This is a genomic window from Candidatus Shapirobacteria bacterium (genome assembly GCA_041659325.1).
In the GTDB taxonomy this organism is placed as follows: domain Bacteria; phylum Patescibacteriota; class Microgenomatia; order UBA12405; family UBA12405; genus JBAZYN01.
This window is the reverse complement of the sequence record JBAZYN010000001.1, coordinates 331,226-354,840: the sequence shown is the minus strand read 5'-3', so window position 1 is coordinate 354,840 and position 23,615 is coordinate 331,226. Positions and strand designations below refer to the sequence as shown.

Sequence of the window (23,615 nt, the reverse complement as noted above, 5' to 3'; positions counted from 1 at the left end):
TATATTAAATCCTGGTTACTTTAGTAAATGCAGAGATGAGGGACCGGGCAGTGTTGACCCAGGTAAACTTTTTGGCTTGAGGTAAACATTTGGCGGATAACTTTTGACGGATCTTCGGGTTTGTCAATTGTCTGAGGGCTGAAACCAGACTTTTTGAATCGAAGGGGTCTACTAGCAGCCCGGCATTTCCTGTTACCTCAGAAAGAGAGGGGATGTTGCTAGCAATTACCGGAGTGCCGACTTTCATCGATTCAATGGCAGGGATGCCAAAACCTTCGTAGAGGCTTGGGATGACCAGACAGATAGCATTTTGGTATAGTGCCCATTTTTCTTTTTCGCTGATGAAATCCGTAAATATTATTTTGTTCTCCATTTTTTCCTTAAGAACTGCCTCAAAAATATCATCAAAAAGCCAACCCTTTTTTCCGGCAATGACGAGCTGATGGTCGGCAATTTTTGATTCGGAAAAAGCCTTGATTAGAAAGGGGATGTTTTTATTTGGTTTAAGGGTCCCAAGACACAAAAAATATGGTTTTTTTATCTTAAATTTTGAGAGAATCTTGTCAGATAGGTTGTTTGAGATGGGAAGCGGCTTCCCTACTCCGTTTCTGGCGAGAGTGATTTTTGTGGATGGGATTTGATAGATTTTCATTAACTCCAATCGGGAAAATTCGGACACCGTAACGATGTGAGAGGCGGATTTTAAGGAATTTTCTGTCCAATGTTTCAGCTGATAAAAGTCTTTTTTTGTAAATTGCTTGGGGGATTGAAGATATCCAAGGTCGTGGATGGTGGGCATGGTGGGAAAGGGAGAAAATTGGGGAGAGTAATGCCCCGGAGAATAAAAAAGATCGAGTTTAACTCGGTCAAAATATAAGTGTAGGGGGAGAGTTATTTTGGTCCAGAGTCGGGATGGGCCAAAGATATGATAGGTCCAATTGTTTCTTTTTGGCGGGAGATCAGGCAACGGTGGATTTTTTAGATAGATGTGGTATTGGTTTTTATAGTCGAGTTTATAGAGGGCTATAAGCGTGTGAAAGGCATACTGTCCTACCCCAAATCGGGAGTAGGTATTTGCCTCATTGCCATCGATGCCGATAATCACAGTGAGTTATAAACATCTATAGTGTTTTTTGCCACTAAATTCCAACTAAATTTTGCTGCCTGTTTGTAGCCTTTGTTGACTAGGTTACGGCGGAGATTGGGCGACTTAACAATGTTTTCTATGGCTTTGGCGATATTACCGACACTGGTGGGATCTACCAGGATAGCGGCATTTCCGCTTACTTCTGGCAGGGAAGAAGTATTACCGGCGATGACCGGGGTGCCGACTTTCATTGATTTTACAATCGGTAAGCCAAAACCTTCATAAAGCGAGGGATAGACCAGGCAAAGAGCACTGGCGTGGAGAGCCACCATATCTTTTTCCGGTATATACCCCAGTATTTTTACAGATGGGTTTTTAAGATGAATCACATCTTGTCCCCAACCATACTTGCCGGCAATAGCTAGCTCGATAGTACTTCTGGGGTTAGCTTTTTTGAAGAGATTAAAGGCTTCGATAAGCTTGGTAAGATTTTTTCGTGGTTCTCTGGTTCCCTGAGCTAATATAAATTTGTTAAGTCCGTATTGGTGGTGGATAATATCCTTTTTTTTCTTTTGTAGTTCTTTGGAAAGTTTGACGAATTTATCATATTTATCTTCGGCTGCTTCATAAATTACCGAAATTCTGTCGGTACAAATTTGAGGGAAAAAATGGAGGAGGTCCTTTTTTGTATTTTGGGAAACACAGATAAACCGAGAGCATTTTTTGGTGGCTAGTTTTAGCTTACGGGAGTGGGTTTCAATGATTTTCGGGTGTTGCCACTGGGGGAATAAAAACGGAGCTAGATCGTGAACGGTGGTTATGGTTCTGGCTTGAGCGGTGGGTGGTTGGGTCCAGTCTGAGGTGTGGAAAATGTCGCATTTGCCGACAAAAAATTCAATCGGGAAAATATGCAGACGGTTCCAGATAATTTCAAGAAAACTGATGGGTAGGAAATAGCGATAAATTTTGACGTTTTGGTACTTTTTCAGCTCAGTGATTTCGGAGGGAATCGGCAGGCGGAAAGACGAAAAAAATAACTTATAATTATTGCCCTTGTCCAGTCTGACCAAATTACGGACCAGGTTGAGGGTATAGTTGCTGACACCCGTGCCATAAGGAATCGAAGTTATGTCTATGCAGATGATCATGTAGCTGATTTTATCAATTTTTTGATCGCTTTACGCTTGCGAATCATGGCAGGAATTTGTTTGGCTACTCCCCAATAAGTTGCAACTATTGAATTAAAAACTAGACGGAGAGGGGTTTTTTTTACAAGATATGACAAATTTCTCAGCCTTTCTTCAATAATGGGAAATAAATTGGCTCTTAATTCTTTGAGGGAGTAATTTTTTATGATGATGAAAAACCAATTTTTGGCGTCCATGCAATGACGGAAATTTCCCATCTTTGAGGAGGTGGCGCCTCCCAAATGATAAGAGATAGCTTGCGGAATATAGAGTGTTTTGTAACCTAGGTTACTAAGCCGGAGAGCTAAATCCACATCTTCTTCGTAGGCAAAGAAGTCAGGATCAAAGTTGCCGACTTTTAAAATAGTATCGCGATGGTAAACGACACAGGCAGCGGGAGCCCCCCAAATTAGAGTAGGAGAGCTTTGAAGCGATGGATCGTTGGAGCTATAGAGTTTTCCGTTGTTGATATTGAGGCATTTGCCACGGTAGAAAAATTTCAGCCCTTGGCTTTCAATTTTCGAACCGTCGTGGTTTAGGATGGTGCCCAAAAAAGTGACAACTTTTGGGTCATTATTTTTGGAAATAGCTTGTGAAATCAAAGGAAACCAGTCTGGTTTGAAAGTAATATCGTTGTTTAGTATTACAGTCCAGGGGAAAGACGATCTTTCTATCCCCTGCGCGAATGCCGCTGATACACCGGTGTTTTTGGTATGCAGGATAATTTTGGTTGAAAGTAAGTCGGATGGCGGCAAAAGATTGCCAAAAACATCAATGCTGTCGTCGGTTGAGCCGTTATCGATAAGAATTATTTCAAATTTTGAGCTTCTGGTGTTAGAAACCGAGGTGAGAAGAGAAGGCAAACAGAGTTTCAGATACGAACTACCGTTCAAGTTCGGAATTATTATGGAAAAGTTGGGGGATCGATCCATATGCGATTACCGGGTTTTAGCCCGATTTGAGTAGATATGCCGGCGTTTAGCTCGATAATATATCGGGCGGGAGTAGTGTTTTGATAGAGGGTAAGCCTGGTAATCGGGGTATCGGGCTGCGGGTGGGCGGTAAAAATATCAGTAATCACTCCGTCTTTGCTAATCCAAATCATGTCAAGAGGGATAAGAGTGTCTTTCATCCAAAACGGATATATACCATCTGTTGAATAAACAAAAATCATACCGCAGTTTTTACACAGGGAGGGTCTTCCCGAAAGTCCGGCGCTTTTTTGCCCCATACTTTTGGCAATCTCCAAATCGAAATTTTGATTGTTGATGGCGAGGGTGACGACTCCCTTGGGTGAATCTTTTGACAAGATTTTGTAAACCAGAAATCCGAACAAGATTAGAATTGCAACTATGGATAGATATTTTGGCATAGGTTATCTATTATTTTATCCCAATTACAGCTGTTTTGAAGGTACTTATATCCGCATAGACCTAATTTTTGTCTCAACGTCGGATCTTGTAGCAATTCGTCTAAAACGTTTTTCAAATCAGACGGATGATTAATGCTGAATGTTTTACCGGCACGGGAGCAATCAACCATTTCCGCTAAAGCGGGGATGTCACTGGTAATAATTGGTTTTTTTCTGCTCATGGCCTCCAGGAGCACCAGGCCAAAACTCTCCTGTTTTGAGGGCAAGACAAGGATAGAGCATTTATCGATGATAGCGGCCAACTTGCAATCTTTAAAGTTGGGAATGACCGTAATTCTTTGAGTTAAATTTTTTGGGAGTTTTTGAATTTTTTGATAGATAAATGGTGAATATAAAGTAGGATGGCCGGCCAGAGTGAGTGATAGAGATGAGAATTTTTTGGACAAAGCGGAAAAGGAGTCGATTAGGACATCGATACCTTTGTGAGCGGCAAAACTACCGACATAGAGTAAGTTTTGATTGCCGATTTTGGGTTTGGGCAAGGGAGTTGTGTCTATGTCTATACTGGCCCCCAGAGTGAGAATGTGATTTGAGTGGATACCAAATTTATTAATGTACATGGTGGTTTCAAAACCGGTAAGAGACCAGATAAAATCGGCTTGCCTTAAGATGTTTAGGAGAATATTTTTTGAAAATACGGGATCGCTAAAGTGGAAACAAGGGATCAGGATAAGTTTTGGGCGGGGGTTTATCAGTCTTGAAAAAATCAGGGCATAGATCGGGATAGTGGTTGGGAAAGGCCCGGCAATTACGAAGTCAGGTTTAAACTTTTGGATTTTTATAATAGTTTTAACAAGCGGGATAAATTTAAAAATCGGGCCTTTGGCAAAAATCAAAATAGAGGGGAAAATCAGAGACAGTAATTTGAAGGGGCGGTAAAGAAACTTATAAACTGGAAGGCCATTTTTTTGGGATTTGGAGCGGGGATTAATAAAATCATCGGTGCTTTGACAGTCGGAAGATAAGGTTTCTACTGTGTGGTTTTTGGAGAGGTGTTGGCCGATTTGGGACAAGAGTCTTGATCCCCCATCGGTGGCTGGCGGGGAGATGTGGGAAAACAATAGGAACTTCATTTCAATGTATATTGTAGAATGAAATAGTGAAGGATACGTTAAAGAAAATATTCTTTTCAAAAGTTTTTCGGGTAGTCTTTTCTGCCGTTTTGATTTTTATTGCCTTCAAAAGGGTGGATATGGTGGGTATATTGGTCAAAATCGCCGGTGTGCCGGTGTGGGCAACTCTGTCGATTTTGGTATATTTTTTGTTTGGAAATATTTTATGGTCGTGGAGATGGAGCATGCTTTTACTCGATAAACCTAGGTTTAAAGATATCTGGGAGTTTACAAAGGCGTCATATATTGGAAATTTTTATAGTATTTTTTTGGCCTCGACAATAGGAGGAGATTTGGTTAAGTGGATGCCGCTGATGAAGCGGTATCCGAATCTTTCAAAAACCCGGCTAATGAGCTCGGTATTGCTAGATAGGATGATCGGGATGTCTGCCTTTTCAGCTATGGCATTTATTGTGGTAATTGTCGGAAAGCTTTTGGGGTATCAGTTTCCGGACGCACTTTTTTGGTTTTTTATAATATTATTTGTGGGGTTTTGTTTGTTTTATATATTAGTATTCTTTTTTGATTTTGAAAAATTTGTGGGCAAAGTTGCTGTGTTGAAAAAAGTTTTTGAGCTAATGATAGTTTTGAAAAAAGAAAATAAAAATAGAGTCTTTAAAGTGCTTTTATTTTCCTTTTTATGGGAACCGATTTGGACTATTGCTTATTGGCTATATAGTTTGATTTTTGATGCCGGAATCGGGTTAATTCCGATTTTTATTTTTGTGCCGATTATCAATTTGATTATTGCTTTGCCGATATCGATTGCTGGTTTTGGCCCACGGGAGGGACTTTTTGTTTATTTCTTTTCCCAAATTGGGATACCAAGCGAAAAAATTTTGCTGGTGTCCACCTATAGCGGTATAATCGGAGTGCTGTGCGCCCTTATTGGCGGAGTGATGATTTTAATTAGTAATTTAAAGTCGGAGGATAAATAAAATGATTTTAGTAACAGGAGGAGCCGGTTATATCGGGTCACATGCGGTAAAGTTGTTGTTGGAAAACGGATATGAAGTGGGGATTGTGGATAATTTATTCAGGGGATATATGCAGCCAGTAGAAATACTTCAGGAAAAATACGGACAACATAAACTGTGTTTTTATAAAGCAGATTTAAGAGATTATCCGGCCATAGAAAAAATTCTTCTGGAAACAAAACCCGAAGGGATACTCCACTTCGGAGCGTTGTGTTTGGTGAATGAGTCAATGGAGAAACCGGAGCTGTATTTTGAAAATAATGTTGGCGGAAGTTTGAGCTTGCTAAAAGCAATGGTAGCTACCGGAGTAAAAAATATAGTATTTTCTTCAACTTGTGCCGTATGCGGAGAAAGCAAATATTTACCAATGGACGAAAAGCATCCGACCTCTCCGGCCAATCCCTATGGTGAGTCAAAGTTGTTAGTGGAAAAAATGCTGCGGTGGTTTGGAGAAATCCATGGATTGAATTATGTGATCTTTCGATATTTTAATGTTTCGGGAACAGCTGAAGACGGATTGATCGGAGATAGTAAAAAACCATCACAGTTGTTGATCCAAAATGTGGTACGGGGTGCTTTGGGGATAGAACCTTTTAAGCTTACTTGCCCAAAAGTTAATACCAGAGATGGGACACCGATTAGAGATTATATTAACGTAATCGATTTGGTCGAGGCGCACTTGGCGGCATTGAAATATTTGCAGGAAGGCAAAGAAAGCACCACGATTAATCTTGGAACCGGAAGCGGGAATTCGGTTTTGGAGATTGTAAATCAAGTACAGGAGTTAACGGGTATAAAATTTCCGGTGGGCAGTGGTGAGACACGAAAAGGTGAATATGCTGAGGTGTATGCCGATATTAGTCGGGCAACTGAGCTTTTGGGTTGGGTACCAAAGAGGACGGTCAAGGATAGTGTAGAATCACTCATAAAATGGTACAAAGGTCATCCCAAAGGTTGGGATCGATAAATAGTTTTGGGTTTTTTTTGGTATTTTTGGGACTATTAACGGCTAGTTATTGGGATTTGATAATTCATATAGGTACTAATCTGGTCAGTTGGTCCGATCCTCCGTATCTGATATGGGTAATGTTTCAGAATATCGGGCATATCAAAAGCGGAAATGTCACCGAATTTTTTGAAACGAACGCTTTTTATCCAAATAAATTATCGTTGTTCTTTTCTGATTTACTGATCCCCCAGTCATTAACTGCTTTACCTTTAACTTTTTTTACAAACAATCCAATTTTAGTTTTTAATTTAGTATTGCTTTTGACACTCATTTTAAATTACTGGTCTTTGTTTATTTTTTGGAAGCTGATTTTTAAAACACATATTTTGGCATTTTTGGGAGCTATTTTTTTTATATTTGGGCCATTTTTGGTTTTGCAACAAAACCATCCGCAAATGCTTTCATTCTGGCCGTTTTTCTTGGCATTGTACTTTTGGTTTAAAGACAAGAGGGTGCTGGTTGGGGTAGCTTTGGCGGTTCAATTTTTGGCATCAGTATATTTGGTGGTGTACTTACTTGTAGCTCTGGCGATTTCGGCGCTGCTGAAACATGGGAAAGTTAAGGACTTTTTGATAGTAGTCTTAGTATTTTTGATGCTTGATGGGGTATTTATCGGTGGATATATAGGCATGAAAAATATGTATGGCTTTGTCCGAAACCGGGCGGAATATGAAATGTATGCGGCCCATTTAACAGACTATTTTTTTACAACCGATTCCCCAACCATATTTGGTAAAACATCGATAACGAAAAGATGGAATTCTTTTGATTTGCATGTTCAGGGAGAGAAAGGGAAATTTCCCGGTATAGTTCTGTCTTTGCTGGCGTTGGCGGGACTGGTAAAGATTGCCCTGAATAAAAAAATAAAGATAAATTTCGTCTTTGATAAAAAGCGATTATTTTTTTTGATAATAATGATTTTGGGATTGGTAAATTCGTTGGGGACGAGGGTTTACGGAGTACCAACTCTGTATGTGCTAATTGGGCGGTATTTTCCTTTCGCTGATTCGATTCGAGCCATGGCCAGGTGGAATTTTCTATTATATTTTGGACTGACATTTTTTGCCCTTGAAGGATTGAAAAAAATCAAGAGCAGTCGTGTCTGGTTGATTTTGGTAGTTATATTCCTGGCCGAATCACTACCATTTTTTGCATCGGAAGCAAGAGATTATAAAACTGGGTATGAAGAAATAAAAGAAGTATGCCAAGCAGAAAAAAAGGTGCTTCTCGAGATACCCGTGACTCATTTTGGCTATTCGGGTGGAGCAATCGCCGGAATTGATTATCTAACTCGGATACACTTGTCGTCTTTGTATCACGGTTGTTATCTTTACAATGGTTATGGTAGTTATCAGCCCCAAAATTTATTTGATTTAGAAGATAAAATATATGGATGTTTGCAATTTAGCGATAAAAAATGTTTTTCTGATTTGATGAATGACAGGGAAATAGGTTTAGTAAAATTCAACCAAGAAAAATGGCAGGAGATATTTGGCCAAAAGATGATGGAGTTTTAGAATAAAGCTTGTGTTATGCTTTGAACATATGGTGAGGTATTTGTTTATGGCTATGTCAATGATTGGGGCATTGTTGGGTCAATTCTTTTTGAAAAAAGGAATTACTTCATCGAGTCTGACTTTTGATATTGCCTCAATTTTTAAAACAATTTTCAGTCCGGTGGTTTTTCTAGGATTTGTTTTTTATGGGTTATCTTCGATAATGTGGCTGTTTGTATTGCAGAAATTTCCGGTATCGGTGGCTTATCCTTCTCTGGCTGTGACTTATGTCGTTACCTTACTTGTCGGTACAATAGCCTTTCATGAGGTAATTAGTATTCAAAAAATTGCCGGAGTGTTGTTGATTTTTGTCGGAGTATATGTTCTAAATAGATAAGTGATATGGCCGAAAGTTATGATGTTTTAATTCTTGGAGCCGGAGTGGCCGGACTGTCGTGCGCCGACGAAATTTTGAGAGACTTGCCAAAAACAAAATTGTTGGTGTTGGAAAAAAATAAGTATGTTGGTGGATTGGCAGCAACTATCAGGGAAGGTGGCTATAACTATGATTTGGCACCACACCGCTGGTATACAAAAAATGAAGAGCTAAACAAATGGTTAACTGAGTTAATTGGCAAAGAAATGATTACGGTAAAAAAGCTTACTCCGATGTATCAATTCGGTAAATTTTTTGAATATCCTATCAGGATTTCCGATGTGGTCAAAAATATCAGTCCGACAAAAACTTTCTATATGTTTTTAACATATTTATGGGAAAAAATAAGGTCCGTGTTTTATAAAAGAAAAATTATTACTATGAAAGATGCTTATGTATCGAGATTTGGATGGGGGTTGTACAAGTGGTTTAACCGGGAATACAACGACAAGCTTTGGGGGGAAAATGGTTGCGAGACAATGTCGGCTGATTTTGTAAATCAAAGGGTGAAAAATTTGTCAATGGTGACGGCTCTGACGAATGCTTTGGGTTTTAATCGCAACAAGGTTATCTCCTTGGTACCGGAATTTAAATATCCAAAAATGGGAGCAGGTCGGATAAGTGAAAAATTGGCGGAAAGAATCAGGGTTCGAAGGGGCAAGATAAGTTTAGGCGAGGACTTTTTAAAAATAAAAAAACAGGGAGACAAATATGTAATCAAAACCTCCAGAGGGCAATATTTGGCAAAACATGTTATATCTTCCATTCCGCTTGATAAATTTATGGCAAACTTTACTGATATCGGAGCCGGCAAGTTACGGTATATTGACCAAAAAATAGTGGTACTTTTTGCAAAAGGCAAGCGTTTGACCAATTTTACCTGGGTTTATGTCCATCCAAAAAATATAAAAACCTTCCGTTTTATGGAAACCAATAACTGGTCCCCTGCTATGTCTCCGCCGGGCAAAACAAGTTTAGTTTTTGAATATCCGTACCAAAAGGGTGATGAAATTGAAAAAATGTCTGATAATGAACTGGTCGAGACAACCATATCCGATTTTCTAAAATACTTTGCTCCGAAGGGGGTAAAAATGAGTGACATTTTGGGTAGCAAGGTATATTGGATACCCGGGGCTTATCCGAAGTATGATTTGAGTTATGTAAAACCCTTAGAGGATATTTATGGGTATGCAAAAAAGCATCTGAAGAATGTCCAGCTAGTAGGCAGAAACGGGATGTTTCATTATAATAATTTGGATCACTCGATCTATACGGGAATTTTGGCGGCCAAAAATTTCGTTGCCGGGAAAAATATTTATGATTTGAATTTGGTAAATAACGAAGCCGAGTATCTGGAGGAGATCAGAAAGTAATCTGGAGATGTTATTGTTGTAAAATAACAAAAAATGAAAATAGCGATAATTGTTCCGGTTTATAATGAGGGGCAGAGGGCGGTTAACACAATCAAAGAAATTCTGAAATTATCAGAGCAAAATTTGGTAGTGGTAGACGATGGATCCGTTGATAATTCATGGAGTTTGTTGAAAAAAAATTATTCTAATAAAAAGAGGGTCACACTACTTCGTCATGTGATTAATTTGGGGAAAGGGGCGGCGATGAAAACCGGAGCGGAGAAAGCCTGGCAATTGGGGGCAGAAGCAATAATCTATATTGACGCCGATGGTCAACACAATCCAGCGCATCTGTCGGATTTTGAAAAATCGTTGCGGGCAAACGAGTTGGTTTTTGGTTATCGTAGTTTTAACAGCAAGATGCCCTTTATCAGAAAATACGGAAATATTATAGCTTTAAAGTTGGTCGAGTTTTTGTTTAATATCAAAAGAAAAGATTTATTGTGTGGGTTTTTAGGAATGAAAAAAGAGGTTTATGAAAAGATTTTGTGGCAGTCACCCCGATACGGGATAGAGACGGAAATGGCGACTCGGGTGGGAAAAAATAAGATACCATTTTCTGAAATAAATGTTGATACAATCTACATTGATAAATACAAAGGGGTTACGATTCTAGATGCGTTAAAAATTCTTTTTAATATCCCCTTTTGGTATGTGAGAAAGTAGAAAGTTATAACTTGATAACTAACTTATGAATATAATCGGTGTTCAATTAGTTTTGCTTGGTTTTGCTTTTTTTATGATGTATGTGCTGTTGCTGCATTGGAAAAAGAGAAATATTTCAAACCGGATGTTTGGTTCCTGGGCACTGATTTGGCTTATGTTTTCTTTTTTTGCATTGTTTCCACAGCTTTTAGAACCGTTGATAAGAGAACTTTTTATAGTGAGGGTAATGGATTTGGCGGTAATTGTGGCGTTTATGATTTTGGCATATTTAACTTTTGAAAATAATGTAAAAATGAAAAAATATGAGGAGCAGTTGGAGAAATTAGTGAGAAAGTTAGCAATAGGTCGGAAAAGGTTCTAGAATGTGGCTAAAAGGATTAATGATTGCTAGAATTTATAACTGTGATAAAAAGTAAAATTTGTGTAATAGGGGCCAATGGTTTTATCGGCCAGCATTTAGTTAATTACTTGGCCGGTAGCGGTTACGAGGTGGTGGCGTTGATCAGACGAGGATCTCTCCCCGGGTTTGACTTAAAAGGATCTCTAAAGGTGGATTATGCGGATGTTTTGGATTTGGGTTCTTTAAAAAAAGCAATTCCCCAAAAAAGCATTGTGGTTAATTTGGCAGTAAATGGCTATCATCCGACCTTGAGCTATGAAGTAAATGTAAAAGGTTTAGAAAATATCATAAAGGCGGGAAAAGAAAGACAGATAGCAAAGCTGATTCACTTTAGTACCCAGGCAACAAAAATAAAAAGAAAAGGGGTGTATTCAAAAACGAAGCTATTGGCAGATGAAATTGTAAAAAGATCCGGAATAAAATATTCAATTTTAAGGCCAAGTTTGGTGTATGGCGAGGGGGAAAAGGGGTTGGTGGGGAAAATAATGAAGTTAATGTCTTCTTTGCCTGTGGTTCCTGTGTTTGGTGATGGTGAAACTCAGGTGTATTCGGTTTATGTGAAAGACTTGTGTAAATATGTTGAATGGCTCTTTGCCAATGGTGATGGCAAAATATACGATGCAGGATCGGTAAAACCAATTAGTTATAATTATTTTTACAAGCTGTTAATGAGCCACAAGGGAAAGAAGGTAACCTTATTGCACATCCCCGTATGGGTGGGAATTGTGGCCGGTAGAGTGTTTGAGTTTTTAAAGATGAAAAATCCCCCTTTTTATATTGACAATGTACTGGGGTCAACACAAGAAATCATATGTGACTCCCGGCCGATTATTCGCGAATCCGGGATAAAGACGGTTGGGATAAAGGAGGGTTTGGCAATAGTTTTTGGTGATAATAAATTAAAGGTTGGAGTGGTTGGTCTGGGGAAAATGGGTTTATTGCATTTGTCTATTTTAAAAACATTTGAAGAAGTCAAAATTCTAGCCTTAGTTGATAACAATCCAAAGTTATTTAAGACGATTCAAAGTATGGGAATTGAGGGGAATTATTATCAGGATATTGACGAGGCATTAAAGCAAGAAAGATTAGATATGGTCTGGGTTTTAACTCCAACGTTTACACATGTGAAGTTAATAGAAAAATGTTTGTCAAAAGGAGTTAACGTGTTTGTGGAAAAACCGGCAGCGCTTAACGTTGGGGAGTTGAAAAAATTAAGAATGTTGGAAAAAAAATACAACAAGATTATATCGGTAGGTTATACCCTGGTACATACCAGAGTTTACAAAGAGATAAAAAGAATTGTTGACAGTGAAAAATTGGGAAAAGTAAAGAAATTTTTGATAAGTTATGAGCATGGTGAGGTGCTTTCTCCAAAAAAAGGTTGGATGTTTGAAAAGGCCAAGTCAGGAGGAGGAGTGCTGATGAATCCCGGGCCACATTTATTTTCTATAGTAAACTTTCTTTTTGGTGTGCCAAAAATTGTAAATGCACAAGTCAAAAAAATCTATTCGGAGGAGGTTGACGATGAGGCCAGAGTAATTTTGGATTATGGAGTTTTCAAGGGCGAAGCCAATTTATCTTGGTCAGTACCGGGAAAATGGATCGCCGAAAGTAAATTAATAATAGAATTTGAGCGAGGAGAAATAAAAACTGACGGTAGAGTGTTGTGGGTTGTTGGCGACGGAAAAGGCGAAGTAAAAAAAGAATCTGACCTGAAACCAATCATGGAGTCAGTTGTTTTTAATATTAACCCAGACGCAAACGGAGAGGCGTACGCAATAGAAAATAGTTTGTTTGTCAAGGCTGTGAGAAATAATGACAAAAAATTGTTAATTAGTGATTTGGAGTTTGCGATAAATACGGAATCAATTATTCACAAATCCTATGAATGAAAAAATAGTACCAGATGTGGCGTTGATTGCCAGGGAAATGACAAGCAGATCTCAGGTGGGGATAATATTGAGTCGTTTTTTGGGATTAAATTTAATGAGTAAATTAAAACTAATGATTAACAATCTACCATTTTTGCCGCTTTTGGCTAGAATGGATTTTGCCGTGGGAATAAAGGTTTTGTGTGAACTGGAAATATTAAAGCTTAGTGAATCAGAAAAGCTTGGGCGGGTAATTCTACACAACCAGATGGCTGATATGGCTCTGGCGTTGGACAACAAGAGAATGATGACATATTTTTTCTTTTTGTCAAAAAAGTATGGTTATTTGCCGGGGATAAAAACTTATAACATCGGGGCGATGATCAAATTTTTAAGTAGTATTCCGACTATTCCTAGCGAACTAATAATTTATGTTCCCAATAATATAAAGAATGTGGTGGTGACGGAATATATAAAAATTTCAAATTTATCATTTGTTGGTCAATTATGAAAGTAAAGGATCATAAAATAATTGAATTAGGGAAATCAGGCAAACAGTTTATTGACTGGGGGGAGAAAAATCCTTATGGTCAGATTCCATTAGGTGTAGCAAAAGAGGGTGCGGGTGAAAACCGAATACCTCTGACACATTATGCCAACTCGGTTCCTGTATATCTTGTTTTTAAAGGGATTATTGAACGGTCTAAAAAAGACAATGCTTTTGTGTTGGATCTTGGATGTGGTACTGGCAGAAATATTTCTTTTGTAAAAGATACTGTACAAAAAAATTATAGTTATTACGGAGTAGATTATTCAGAATCCTGTATAGATTTTGCCAGAAAGCAATATGGGAAAAAAGGGGTACAATATGTTCAATATCAAGGTCCTATTTTACCCTTTCCTGATAAATGTTTTGATTTTGTTGTATCTTCGCATGTGATTGAGCATATTCCAAAAGATAAGGCTGAGTTTTATTTAGAAGAAGTATCCAGAGTTTTGAAGGAAGGTGGGGTGGCGGTGATCGGGACACCGAATAGAAAATTTTGTCAGGATTTATTTGCAATTAACAAAGATGACAAAAGAAAATATAGATTTGTTCTTCCTCACGAACATGAATATTATCATGACGAAATTAGAAAACTATTTGAAAAAGTTAAGGCATTCGGGACATATGAGATTTGGCAGTCATATAACAAAATGAATCGAAGACTAATGGTCGATTCTACTAATAGGGTGAAGCCGGCTAGTAACTTATTTGGGAAAATAAGATTTTTTGTTTATTCATTGATTAGGAGTAGCTCGAAATTACAAGACCTTGTTGCCAGATTGGGGAGTGAATGGCTGATGAGAGGGATGAAAGTAAATTATAGAAAAATATTATCCGAGACAAAGGTATATTTGAGTGATAAGGATGAGGGGGATAATCTGATCGTTATTGTTGTAAAGCAACCTGAGGTAATTAAATGATTATTGGTAGCGTCGATGACTGGCAGATAATAGTATAATTGGTCTTGGACATCGGGATGATTTTGTAGACATATTGACGGATAATTCCCTAAAAAATTGGTAGTATACTCTTATAAAGATAGAAGTTTAGAAGGTCGGGCTTTAGTAGTGCCAATGTTAGTTATATCAAAGTGGAAATGTTTTTGCTATAAAGTATAGTAATGAAAGTAGGTATTATGCAACCATATTTCTTTCCTTATATAGGATATTTTCAGTTAATCAATGCGGTCGATGAGTTTGTGGTTTACGATAATATCAAATATACAAAAAAAGGATGGATTAATCGTAATAGAATTTTGGTAAATGGGAAGGACTCCTACATTACAATTCCACTAAGAAAAGACCCTGATACTTCTGATGTGAAAGACAGGTTTTTGGCAGATACTTGGGTGACGGATAAAAGTAAGCTCTTAAATAGGATAAAAGAGTCTTATCGAAAAGCACCATATTTTGAAATGGTGTATCCGTTAATAGAAAATTGTGTTTTGTTTGAAGAAAAGAACTTATTTCTATTTATTTATAATTCCCTGATAAAAATAAAAGAGTATTTAGAGATAAAGACTACTTTTATCGTGTCTTCTAGCGTAGAGATTGATCATACTCTTAAGTCGGCAGAAAAAGTATTAGCAATTTGTAAAGCTAGGAAAGCTAATATATATATAAATCCGATTGGGGGAGTTGAGTTATATAATAAAGAGGAATTTAAAAAACAAGGTATAGATTTACATTTTATAAAAACAAGTAATTTTAGTTATAAGCAGTTTGAGAATGAATATATTCCGTTTTTATCAATTGTCGATGTGATGATGTTTAATTCCATAGAGGAAATAAAGAAATATTTAAATTCTAACTTTACGTTACAGTAAAAAGTGAACTCAGAAAATGTTTAAATGGAAAAAATTAGGGAAGGTTTTTGATCCGACAGAGTATAAAGGTTTGGATTGGATGCATGAATTTGCCCAAGCGCCGGCTACTTTAATATTTGAAAAATTTGTGAGAGTTTACTTTTCTTGTAGACCTCCTAGAGATGAAAATGGACAGTATGTGAGTTATACCGGTTATGTTGATTTAAGTCGGCATAATCTATTTAAAATAATTGATATATCCCAAAGACCAATTTTAAAATTAGGAGAAACGGGTACTTTTGATGAATTTGGAACTTATCCGGTGTCGGTGATAAAAGACGGAAAAAAAATAATAGCTTATTATGCTGGTTATACAAGATGTGAATCGGTGCCGTTTAATGTAGCTATTGGAAAAGCAATAAGTTATGACGATGGGATAACGTTTGAAAAGCTTGGTCCGGGACCGATATTATCTTTTGATCTTGACGAACCGTACATCATAAGTGGTCCAAAAATAAAAAAGTATAATAATATGTGGTGCTTGTGGTATATTGCCGGTAAGAAATGGATATTAGATAACGGTAAGCCAGAGCCAGTGTATAAAATTCGAGTGGCATTTTCAAAGGACGGAGCGACCTGGAAGAAGCATGGCAAAGATCTAATTAAAGTGAAATTGGAAGAGAATGAAGCTCAAGCTAGCCCGGATGTAATTTTTTATAAAGGTAAGTACCACATGTTTTTTTGTTATAGGTATAGTACAGATTATCGTGATAGGAGAGGTTACCGCATTGGATATGCATTTTCTGATAATCTTGTCGATTGGGTCCGAGATGATACCAAAGTCGGTATAGACATTTCAAAAAAAGGATGGGACGATGAGTCAATTGCTTATCCCCACGTATTTGAACTAGATGGTAATCTTTTTATGTTATATCTTGGAAATCAAGTCGGGAGGTTTGGTTTTGGGTTAGCAGAGCTTCAGTCATATAAAGTGTAAAAATATATGAAATGGAAAAAATTGGGGAAGATATTTGATCCCCGCGATCATAAATTATTAAATAATTGTGTTGAGTTTGCTCAGTCACCACAAACTTTATTGTTTGATGATTTTGTGAGGATTTATTTTTCGACTAGGGAAAAGGACAAGACCGGTAAATTTTTGAGCCATATTTCATTTATTGATTTTGACAAAAATTTTACAAATATTATTAATGTGTCAAAAAAAACAGTAATTAAACTTGGGAATTTAGGCTGTTTTGATGAACATGGTATTTTTCCTCTAAATATTTTAAGGACAAAAAATAAGATATTGGGGTATATCGGTGGGTGGAGCAGGAGGGTGTCTGTATCAGTTGAAACTTCTATTGGTTTGGCCATAAGTGATGATGACGGTCTGACTTTTAAAAGAGTAGGAGACGGTCCAGTGTTGACCTCATCGCAACATGAACCTTTTTTGGTAGGCGATCCTTTTGTTCAAATCTATAATAATAAATATCATATGTGGTACATCTATGGTATTAAATGGCTGAAAGAGACAGAGGGTAAAGAACCGCAACGTATTTATAAAATTGGTCACGCAACTTCTGAGGATGGTTTTCGTTGGCAAAAAGAGGGCAGGCAATTAATCCCTGACAAATTAAATTTACAGGAATGTCAGGCACTTCCGACAATTATTAATTTTGATGATCAGTACCATATGTTGTTTTGTTATAGAGAGGCGATTGGTTTTAGAGAAAACAAAGACAGGGGGTATCGACTTGGATATGCTTTTTCACAGGATTTGACCAATTGGATCAGAGATGACAGTAAAGTTGGTATTGAAGTTTCAAGAAATGGTTGGGATAGCGACATGTTGTGTTATCCACATGTTTTTCGAAGTGGGGACAAAATATATTTGTTATATAACGGGAATGAATTTGGACGATGTGGATTTGGTATGGCTGTGCTTGAGGAGTAATTCAATATGGCTAATAATATAAGATATGAAATTAATACCGCTTCCGAAAAAGAGATATATTCACATTTGGTCAAATGTGATGGTGATTTTGTCCCTTCGTTATCCAAAACAGTTAATATCGAAAAGTATTCAAAAAAATTATTTGCAAAAGCAATTAGATTTGAGGCGTGGTCAGGTAAAGTTTTGGTGGGGTGTGTGGCCGCTTATATCAATGACAAGATTAACCATTTAGCATATATCACAAATGTGAGTGTAATAAGAGAGTATATGGGTCAAGGAATTGCCTCCGGGTTATTATTAAGATGTATCGAATACGTAAAAGAGAATAAGTTTTGTAAAATATTGTTGGAAGTAAATAAACACAATAGTTTGGCGATTAGTTTGTATAAAAAGTTTAATTTTAGACAGTATGATACTGAAGACGACTCATTGAAGATGATGGTAACATTAGACAATATTTAATAAATAAAATGAATAAGGTAAGAGACTATAATAAAGAGCTTAAAAATACACCAAGTCATAAATATGTATATAGTTTTGATTTTGATGTCATGCATTCTTTTATGTTGAAATCATTTATCCCCTTTTTCAATAAAGGTAACGTACTCGAACTAGGGAGTTTTAAGGGTGATTTCACTAAAAGACTTCTTCCATATTTTACCGATATTACCTGTGTGGAAGCTTCAGATGAAGCAGTTTCTGAAGCCGAAAGAAAGTTACGGGGAAAGGTAATCGTATATAATTCGCTTTTTGAAACTGTTGATTTGCCGGTAAAATATGATAATGTTATATTAACCCACGTTTTAGAACACATCGACATTCCGGTTGACTTATTGAAAAAAATAAATAGTAAATGGCTATCTGACAGAGGGAGGCTATTTTTGGTCTGTCCTAATGCCAATGCTCCTTCAAGACAAATTGCGGTAAAAATGGGTCTAATAAGTCATAACACGGCGATTACCCAAAGTGAATCGGAACATGGGCATAAAATATCTTATACTTTTGACACTCTCGAGCGAGATGTAAAAACTGCTGGGCTGAAAGTGGTTTATCGCTCTGGTATTTTTTTTAAGGCTTTAGCCAATTTTCAATGGGATAGATTATTGAAAACAGATATTATTTCATTGGAATATCTAGAGGGCTGTTATCAACTAGGTCAACAGTATCCGGATTTGTGTTCCAGTATTTTTTTACTTTGTGAAAAAGGATAGAACAATGAAAATTTCATTAGTTATTGCCGTATATCGCAACGAGGGATCTATTTGCAAAACATATGAGAAAATTAAATCAGTTTTTGCAAAATCATTAGCGGGTTATGAATACGAAATTATCTTTGTTGATGATGGTTCAGATGATGATTCGCTGAAAGAAATATTTAATGTAAGAAAAGAAGACTCACGGGTAAAAGCTATATCATTTACCAGAAATTTTGGTCAAATGGCAGCTATTCTCGCAGGGTTAAAAGAGGCTAGTGGTGATGCGGTCATTAACATTTCGGCGGATATGCAGGACCCGGTGGAGATGATTCCGAAAATGATTAAAAGTTGGAGGAAAGGGTCAGAGATAGTTGCTTGTTACCGGGTGGGTCGTTCAGATACTTTTGCGGCTAAATTTTTTTCCCGTTTGGCATATGGAGCTTTAAAGCTCTCTTTTCCTCAGTTACCTATAGGTGGATTTGACTATGTCCTTATAGATCGAAAACCATTGGATGAATACAATACAATAGATATTCGGAATAGGTCTTTTCAGGGAGATTTGTTGTGGACTGGCTATCGAACATGCTTTATCCCCTATACTCGACTGAAACGAACGATTGGTAAATCGCAATACAATTTCTCAAAAAAGTTAAAAAATTTCTTGGATGCTTTTCTTGACGCCTCTTATCTTCCCATCCGTTTTATTTCTTTGTCTGGCATTATCACTTCTATTGTCGGGGTTATATATGGGTTAACCATTATTTACGCTTGGTTTGTCGGTAAAACACCTTTTACGGGGTGGGCACCGATTATGGTGGCGATTTTATTTGTGGGAGGCTTGATAATGATTATGCTGGGGGTGATAGGTGAATATACATGGCGTATTTATAGTGAGCTTCGAAAGAAACCAAATTATGTCATTAGGAAGAAATACCTATGAAACCGTTTAAGAAACCTATTTATATTACAAGGCCTCTTTTTCCGCCCTTAGCGGCATTTAATGGAAAATTAAAAGAGGTATGGAAAAGTAAATGGTTGTCAAATAATGGAATACAACTTCAAACCTTAGAAAAGAAAATTAAAAAAATACTTAAAGTTCCCCAAGTATCAATATTTAATAACGGTACAATAGCTCTATTAACGGCCATTAAGAGTCTTGATCTTAAAGGGGAAGTTGTCACTACACCTTTTACTTTTCCGGCAACCCCAAATTGTTTGACCTGGTGCAATATTAAACCTGTATTTTGTGATATTGACCCTTTAACAATGAATATTGACTCTGACCAAATAGAAAAAAATATTACCAAGAAAACCACGGCTATTTTACCTGTTCATGTTTTTGGGACGCCATGTGATGTAGAAAAAATCCAGAAGATAGCAAACGATCGTAGTTTAAAAGTAATATATGATGCTGCCCATGCTTTTGAAACCGAAATCGATGGTGTGGGCATCGGGAATTTTGGGGATATTTCAATGTTTAGTTTTCACCCGACAAAATTGTTCCACACAGGGGAAGGTGGAACTCTGATTTGTAAAGATGAATTGTTAAAAGAAAAAATTGATTTGCTTAGAAATTTTGGGATAATCGGGGAAGAAGTGCTTGTTCCTGGAATCAACGGTAAGATGAATGAGATTCAGGCCGTGCTTGGTCTTGTAGTTTTATCACTAGTAAATACTGAAAGAAAAAAAAGAATGCTAATTAGCAGGATGTATCAGAACCATCTTGATAAAATTGAAGGAATAACCTACCTGAAAGATCGGCCTAATGTAAAAAAAAGTTACCAATATTTTGTTATTAGAATTGACAAAAGAGTATTTGGGCGTTCCCGTGATGAGGTAAGTGAAATTTTAAAGACGTATAACATATATCCGAGGAAGTATTTTTTTCCACTTTGCAGTCAATACCCGTATTATAAAAACCTACCTTCATCAAACCCAACGAACTTACCTAATGCCCATCGTGTAGTACAAGAAGTGTTAGCATTGCCATTTTACGGAGGACTACCAATTAGCGCGGCCGAAAAAATTATTGAATTACTAGTATCTTTAAAAAAATAATATGAAGAAAGACGATAATTATGTGTGTGGTATGGATTGGACTAAGAAAGTGAAAGATTATGAACTAAATAATTACCGAAAATATCAATATGATCTAATTGGTAAATATGTCGGGAGGGAAATTTTAGAAGTAGGAAGTGGAGAAAAGGGGTTTACAAACGAAATTGTTAAAAATGCGAGGGGTATAAAAAGATTGGTCTCGATAGAACCTTCAAAAACTCTTTTTAAGCTTCATCAGAAGAGATTCGTTTTTCCTAAATATGTCTCTTTTCAAATGGAAGATCTCTTTAAGCTAAAGGATAAAACAGTCGGACATTTTGACACGATTTTGTTTATTCATGTGTTGGAACATATTAAAGAAGATATTAAAGCCATAGAAAAAGCTTATGAACTTCTCAAACCTGGTGGTATGATTTTAATTGAAGTCCCTGCCTTACCTTTTTTGTATTCATCTCACGATAAATTTTTGGGTCATTACCGGAGATACTCGAAAAAATATATGTTGGGTTTAATAAATAGAGAAAGATTTAACGTCGTAGATATTTGGTATCAGGATTTTATTGGTGTGTTAGGGTCTTTATTATATTTTAAGTTTAAAAAAATAACTCTTGGTTCGGGTTCCGGGATTAATCTGGTCAAGAATCAGGGGAAATTTTATGATAGTTATGTCGTTCCCTTTCAAAAATTTGTGGAAAAGTATATAAGACCGCCAATAGGACTGGGTTTAACGGTAGTGCTTCAAAAAATATAGTTGAATATTATGTATTTTAAAAGTAAATTGGCAATTGTTTTGGGTTTAGCGGTGTTAGTGTTGATAGGGATAGGTTTTATGAAAGTTAGTGAATTTCAGGATTACAATTTTACAGTGATTGTTGAAGGCCATGATTTTGTAGGTAGTCAAAACAGAGAATTACTTAAGGGTGTGAAGGTTTCGGAGGAATTTGCGGCTAAAAATAATAATTTAGGTATAGTCGCAGTCAAGTTTGACACGCATGGAAGAATTAACGATGATTACTTACAATTTAGGATAAAGGAAATAGGTAGTGGTGATTGGTATTACAGCAATAAATATAAGGTTGACCAATTCCAAAATAATCAATATTTTCCCTTTGGGTTTCCTGGAATTAAAGATTCAAAAAACAAAAAATATCAGATAGAAATAGAGTCCTTGGATGGGGTAAACGGGAACTCGGTTCAAATGGTGGCTAAAGGTTCTTCAATTTTGAGTAAGCATAGTTTTCCAAAAGAATATTTATTGGAGCATAAAGAAGAAATTATTGGATTTGTTTTCAATAAAATAAGGTCTTTTTTTGGTAATGTTTCCTTGGTAAATTATTTATTAATCTTTGTTGTAATTTACTTGTATATATTTTTTTTTACGTTTAAGAGTACAAAAATATTCACGGCCTATTTGAAAAAGCTTAGAGAGCTATTTTTCAAAATCGAGATTATGTGTTGTAAAAAATATGAAGTATTTATCGTGGTAGTGTTTTATATCTTAATATCATTGATTCTTACTAGGTTATTATTTTATCGGAATATGCAATCTCAGTTTGGGGATACAACTTTTGCAGCCCAGATAATGTTGAATATCAGTAAAGGTTTGGGGTTTGAAAGTAGTTATGCCAGGTCTATTACTTATTCACTTAACGACGTTTGGTATAGAAGTGCCGAATATGTTTGTGGCCGTTCGCTAATTACCCCAAAAGAGTTTCCCCCCTGGGGTCATTTCTATCTAATTGCTTTTCCGTTGGGATTTTTGCTTCGATTTTTTGATATTTATTGGTTTATAGCCTTAACGCAGGCGATTATTTATTCAACGGTATTATTGTTTGTTTATTTGGCGGCGAGAAGGTACATGGTGGATAGTTTAAATTCTGCAATATTGGTTTTAATTGCATCGCAGCATCCTCTTTGGTTGCAGGGTTTTTACGGACAATTTTATTTTAATAGATTTTTTTTGTTGTTTTGTTCTTTGACCATCTTATTGTTGTCTCGTAAAAAGTTAAACTATTTATTGATTTCTATCTTCTCTTTGTTGGCGATTTCGTCAAATGAGATTTATGGTATTTCGTTATTTATGGTTTTTTTGGTTTATTTATTTTTATTTAAAAGAGATAAAAAAATATTAATTATCGGTTTGTTTTCTTTGATTATAAGTTTGATTATGATTACAATAATCAAACAAACTGCCGAACCAGGTTCAACACAAAATAGTGTAATAAACAATACGTTTTCGGGGGGAATTATTAGTATCGTAGTAAATCTCTATAATGTAATTATCTCTCGTTCTTCCGGTATATTTATTTTAGTTAATATAATTTTTAGCGGTTTTATAATTTTGTTTAAACCGAAAAATTTTATTGCTTGGATATTTTTTTTAATGCCAAATATAATGATACAGATTGGTAAACTTGCATGGTCTACCCATTATCATATATCGTATTTTGTTCCTACATTGTGGCTGTTTGTTTATTCCGTATCTTTAATCAAATTTAAAAATAAAGTATTTTTGACCTTATTTTTATTTGGGTATTTAGTTTTCATTTCCAAATTTAATGTCGATAATTATAAAATCGGTGAATCAAGTTATGTTTTTGACAAAATATATAAGAGTTACGAAACTTTGTACTTAAGCCGAAAAGGTATAATTGATAAATTTATGAAGTTTCAATCCAGTGTCGGTATAAATGATATGATTTCTTTACCAGAAGCGTTAGCCTACCCATTTTTAAAACAAGAGATATTTTATTATCCTGTTGAGTTGGACGGAGTTGATAAAGTAATAATGCTATTTGATAAGAATAAAATCGGTGATGCTAGATTTTATTCAATAAATTATGGACAACAGGCTGAAAACTGGGATACGTGTATTTTGGCCAGGATGAGGAAAAATAATTTTGACTTAGATAATCCTCAGGTTATTGAGAATGTGGCTGTTATTGGTAAACTGCCGAAAAGATGATAG

General features: G+C 36.3%; 24 protein-coding genes. 19 read left to right on the top strand and 5 right to left on the bottom strand.

The window, feature by feature from the left end; genetic code table 11:
- Positions 1-4: 4 nt before the first annotated feature.
- The 5 genes from WC841_01820 to WC841_01800 are packed head-to-tail and all read right to left on the bottom strand — an operon-like array spanning position 5 to position 4,779.
- Positions 5-1,105: a glycosyltransferase family 1 protein gene (locus WC841_01820; protein MFA5828089.1), complete on the bottom strand. Its 1,101-nt coding sequence runs from the start codon at positions 1,103-1,105 to the stop codon at positions 5-7.
- A complete protein-coding gene (locus WC841_01815; GenBank protein ID MFA5828088.1) occupies positions 1,102-2,235 on the bottom strand; it encodes a glycosyltransferase family 1 protein in 1,134 nt (377 codons plus the stop codon). Before WC841_01815 ends, WC841_01820 begins: the two co-directional genes overlap by 4 nt.
- Positions 2,232-3,206, bottom strand: a complete 975-nt coding sequence (locus WC841_01810; protein MFA5828087.1) for a glycosyltransferase family 2 protein — start codon at positions 3,204-3,206, stop codon at positions 2,232-2,234. Before WC841_01810 ends, WC841_01815 begins: the two co-directional genes overlap by 4 nt.
- Complete coding sequence (locus WC841_01805; GenBank protein ID MFA5828086.1) at positions 3,179-3,646, bottom strand: DUF192 domain-containing protein; 468 nt, start codon at positions 3,644-3,646, stop codon at positions 3,179-3,181. The genes WC841_01810 and WC841_01805 overlap by 28 nt, the downstream gene beginning before the upstream one ends.
- The gene (locus WC841_01800; protein MFA5828085.1) at positions 3,625-4,779 is read right to left on the bottom strand and encodes a glycosyltransferase; all 1,155 of its coding nucleotides are present in this window, start codon (positions 4,777-4,779) and stop codon (positions 3,625-3,627) included. Before WC841_01800 ends, WC841_01805 begins: the two co-directional genes overlap by 22 nt.
- 26 nt (positions 4,780-4,805) lie before the next feature.
- Here WC841_01800 and WC841_01795 point away from each other — a divergent pair, with 26 nt between their 5' ends.
- The 19 genes from WC841_01795 to WC841_01705 all read left to right on the top strand — a co-directional run bounded on the left by WC841_01795 (position 4,806) and on the right by WC841_01705 (position 23,612).
- The gene (locus WC841_01795; protein ID MFA5828084.1) at positions 4,806-5,756 is read left to right on the top strand and encodes a lysylphosphatidylglycerol synthase transmembrane domain-containing protein; all 951 of its coding nucleotides are present in this window, start codon (positions 4,806-4,808) and stop codon (positions 5,754-5,756) included.
- A gap of 1 nt (position 5,757) precedes the next feature.
- On the top strand, positions 5,758-6,762 hold the full coding sequence (gene galE / locus WC841_01790; protein MFA5828083.1) for a UDP-glucose 4-epimerase GalE: 1,005 nt from the start codon (positions 5,758-5,760) through the stop codon (positions 6,760-6,762).
- Positions 6,726-8,321 (top strand): hypothetical protein, encoded by a 1,596-nt coding sequence (locus WC841_01785; protein ID MFA5828082.1) that lies wholly within the window; start codon positions 6,726-6,728, stop codon positions 8,319-8,321. The genes galE and WC841_01785 overlap by 37 nt, the downstream gene beginning before the upstream one ends.
- Before the next feature lie 10 nt (positions 8,322-8,331).
- The gene (locus WC841_01780; protein ID MFA5828081.1) at positions 8,332-8,697 is read left to right on the top strand and encodes a hypothetical protein; all 366 of its coding nucleotides are present in this window, start codon (positions 8,332-8,334) and stop codon (positions 8,695-8,697) included.
- Between the two features lie 5 nt (positions 8,698-8,702).
- Positions 8,703-10,109 carry an FAD-dependent oxidoreductase gene (locus tag WC841_01775; protein ID MFA5828080.1) on the top strand — a complete coding sequence of 469 codons (1,407 nt, stop codon included), beginning with the start codon at positions 8,703-8,705 and terminating at the stop codon, positions 10,107-10,109.
- A 33-nt stretch (positions 10,110-10,142) separates the two neighbouring features.
- Positions 10,143-10,814, top strand: a complete 672-nt coding sequence (locus WC841_01770; GenBank protein MFA5828079.1) for a glycosyltransferase family 2 protein — start codon at positions 10,143-10,145, stop codon at positions 10,812-10,814.
- Between the two features lie 25 nt (positions 10,815-10,839).
- Entirely contained in the window at positions 10,840-11,175 is a 336-nt protein-coding gene (locus WC841_01765; GenBank protein MFA5828078.1) for a DUF2304 domain-containing protein, read from the top strand.
- Positions 11,176-11,216: 41 nt separating this feature from the next.
- Positions 11,217-13,106 carry a Gfo/Idh/MocA family oxidoreductase gene (locus tag WC841_01760; GenBank protein MFA5828077.1) on the top strand — a complete coding sequence of 630 codons (1,890 nt, stop codon included), beginning with the start codon at positions 11,217-11,219 and terminating at the stop codon, positions 13,104-13,106.
- Positions 13,099-13,596 carry a hypothetical protein gene (locus tag WC841_01755; protein MFA5828076.1) on the top strand — a complete coding sequence of 166 codons (498 nt, stop codon included), beginning with the start codon at positions 13,099-13,101 and terminating at the stop codon, positions 13,594-13,596. The genes WC841_01760 and WC841_01755 overlap by 8 nt, the downstream gene beginning before the upstream one ends.
- Complete coding sequence (locus WC841_01750) at positions 13,593-14,552, top strand: class I SAM-dependent methyltransferase (protein ID MFA5828075.1); 960 nt, start codon at positions 13,593-13,595, stop codon at positions 14,550-14,552. The genes WC841_01755 and WC841_01750 overlap by 4 nt, the downstream gene beginning before the upstream one ends.
- Before the next feature lie 200 nt (positions 14,553-14,752).
- Positions 14,753-15,457, top strand: coding sequence for a WbqC family protein (locus WC841_01745; protein ID MFA5828074.1), 705 nt, complete (start codon positions 14,753-14,755; stop codon positions 15,455-15,457).
- 16 nt (positions 15,458-15,473) lie between these two features.
- Positions 15,474-16,433, top strand: a complete 960-nt coding sequence (locus WC841_01740) for a glycosylase (protein ID MFA5828073.1) — start codon at positions 15,474-15,476, stop codon at positions 16,431-16,433.
- 6 nt (positions 16,434-16,439) lie between these two features.
- On the top strand, positions 16,440-17,393 hold the full coding sequence (locus WC841_01735) for a hypothetical protein (protein ID MFA5828072.1): 954 nt from the start codon (positions 16,440-16,442) through the stop codon (positions 17,391-17,393).
- 6 nt (positions 17,394-17,399) lie between these two features.
- On the top strand, positions 17,400-17,855 hold the full coding sequence (locus WC841_01730) for a GNAT family N-acetyltransferase (GenBank protein ID MFA5828071.1): 456 nt from the start codon (positions 17,400-17,402) through the stop codon (positions 17,853-17,855).
- 8 nt (positions 17,856-17,863) lie between these two features.
- Positions 17,864-18,604: a class I SAM-dependent methyltransferase gene (locus WC841_01725; protein MFA5828070.1), complete on the top strand. Its 741-nt coding sequence runs from the start codon at positions 17,864-17,866 to the stop codon at positions 18,602-18,604.
- Between the two features lie 4 nt (positions 18,605-18,608).
- Entirely contained in the window at positions 18,609-19,529 is a 921-nt protein-coding gene (locus WC841_01720; GenBank protein MFA5828069.1) for a glycosyltransferase family 2 protein, read from the top strand.
- On the top strand, positions 19,526-20,647 hold the full coding sequence (locus WC841_01715; protein MFA5828068.1) for a DegT/DnrJ/EryC1/StrS family aminotransferase: 1,122 nt from the start codon (positions 19,526-19,528) through the stop codon (positions 20,645-20,647). Before WC841_01720 ends, WC841_01715 begins: the two co-directional genes overlap by 4 nt.
- 1 nt (position 20,648) lies before the next feature.
- Positions 20,649-21,398, top strand: a complete 750-nt coding sequence (locus WC841_01710; GenBank protein ID MFA5828067.1) for a methyltransferase domain-containing protein — start codon at positions 20,649-20,651, stop codon at positions 21,396-21,398.
- Between the two features lie 9 nt (positions 21,399-21,407).
- A complete protein-coding gene (locus WC841_01705) occupies positions 21,408-23,612 on the top strand; it encodes a hypothetical protein (GenBank protein ID MFA5828066.1) in 2,205 nt (734 codons plus the stop codon).
- Positions 23,613-23,615 lie beyond the last annotated feature (3 nt).

What these genes read in the sequence shown, in the direction of transcription:
- WC841_01775 (MFA5828080.1), top strand. Translation starts at nt 8,703, where the DNA reads ATGGCCGAAAGTTATGATGTTTTAATTCTTGGAGCCGGAGTGGCCGGA.
- WC841_01715 (MFA5828068.1), top strand. Translation starts at nt 19,526, where the DNA reads ATGAAACCGTTTAAGAAACCTATTTATATTACAAGGCCTCTTTTTCCG.
- WC841_01800 (MFA5828085.1), bottom strand. Translation starts at nt 4,779, where the DNA reads ATGAAGTTCCTATTGTTTTCCCACATCTCCCCGCCAGCCACCGATGGG.
- WC841_01770 (MFA5828079.1), top strand. Translation starts at nt 10,143, where the DNA reads ATGAAAATAGCGATAATTGTTCCGGTTTATAATGAGGGGCAGAGGGCG.
- WC841_01750 (MFA5828075.1), top strand. Translation starts at nt 13,593, where the DNA reads ATGAAAGTAAAGGATCATAAAATAATTGAATTAGGGAAATCAGGCAAA.
- WC841_01705 (MFA5828066.1), top strand. Translation starts at nt 21,408, where the DNA reads ATGTATTTTAAAAGTAAATTGGCAATTGTTTTGGGTTTAGCGGTGTTA.
- WC841_01735 (MFA5828072.1), top strand. Translation starts at nt 16,440, where the DNA reads ATGAAATGGAAAAAATTGGGGAAGATATTTGATCCCCGCGATCATAAA.
- WC841_01785 (MFA5828082.1), top strand. Translation starts at nt 6,726, where the DNA reads ATGGTACAAAGGTCATCCCAAAGGTTGGGATCGATAAATAGTTTTGGG.
- WC841_01765 (MFA5828078.1), top strand. Translation starts at nt 10,840, where the DNA reads ATGAATATAATCGGTGTTCAATTAGTTTTGCTTGGTTTTGCTTTTTTT.
- WC841_01720 (MFA5828069.1), top strand. Translation starts at nt 18,609, where the DNA reads ATGAAAATTTCATTAGTTATTGCCGTATATCGCAACGAGGGATCTATT.
- WC841_01710 (MFA5828067.1), top strand. Translation starts at nt 20,649, where the DNA reads ATGAAGAAAGACGATAATTATGTGTGTGGTATGGATTGGACTAAGAAA.
- WC841_01745 (MFA5828074.1), top strand. Translation starts at nt 14,753, where the DNA reads ATGAAAGTAGGTATTATGCAACCATATTTCTTTCCTTATATAGGATAT.
- WC841_01755 (MFA5828076.1), top strand. Translation starts at nt 13,099, where the DNA reads ATGAATGAAAAAATAGTACCAGATGTGGCGTTGATTGCCAGGGAAATG.
- galE (MFA5828083.1), top strand. Translation starts at nt 5,758, where the DNA reads ATGATTTTAGTAACAGGAGGAGCCGGTTATATCGGGTCACATGCGGTA.
- WC841_01810 (MFA5828087.1), bottom strand. Translation starts at nt 3,206, where the DNA reads ATGGATCGATCCCCCAACTTTTCCATAATAATTCCGAACTTGAACGGT.
- WC841_01815 (MFA5828088.1), bottom strand. Translation starts at nt 2,235, where the DNA reads ATGATCATCTGCATAGACATAACTTCGATTCCTTATGGCACGGGTGTC.
- WC841_01740 (MFA5828073.1), top strand. Translation starts at nt 15,474, where the DNA reads ATGTTTAAATGGAAAAAATTAGGGAAGGTTTTTGATCCGACAGAGTAT.
- WC841_01725 (MFA5828070.1), top strand. Translation starts at nt 17,864, where the DNA reads ATGAATAAGGTAAGAGACTATAATAAAGAGCTTAAAAATACACCAAGT.
- WC841_01730 (MFA5828071.1), top strand. Translation starts at nt 17,400, where the DNA reads ATGGCTAATAATATAAGATATGAAATTAATACCGCTTCCGAAAAAGAG.
- WC841_01805 (MFA5828086.1), bottom strand. Translation starts at nt 3,646, where the DNA reads ATGCCAAAATATCTATCCATAGTTGCAATTCTAATCTTGTTCGGATTT.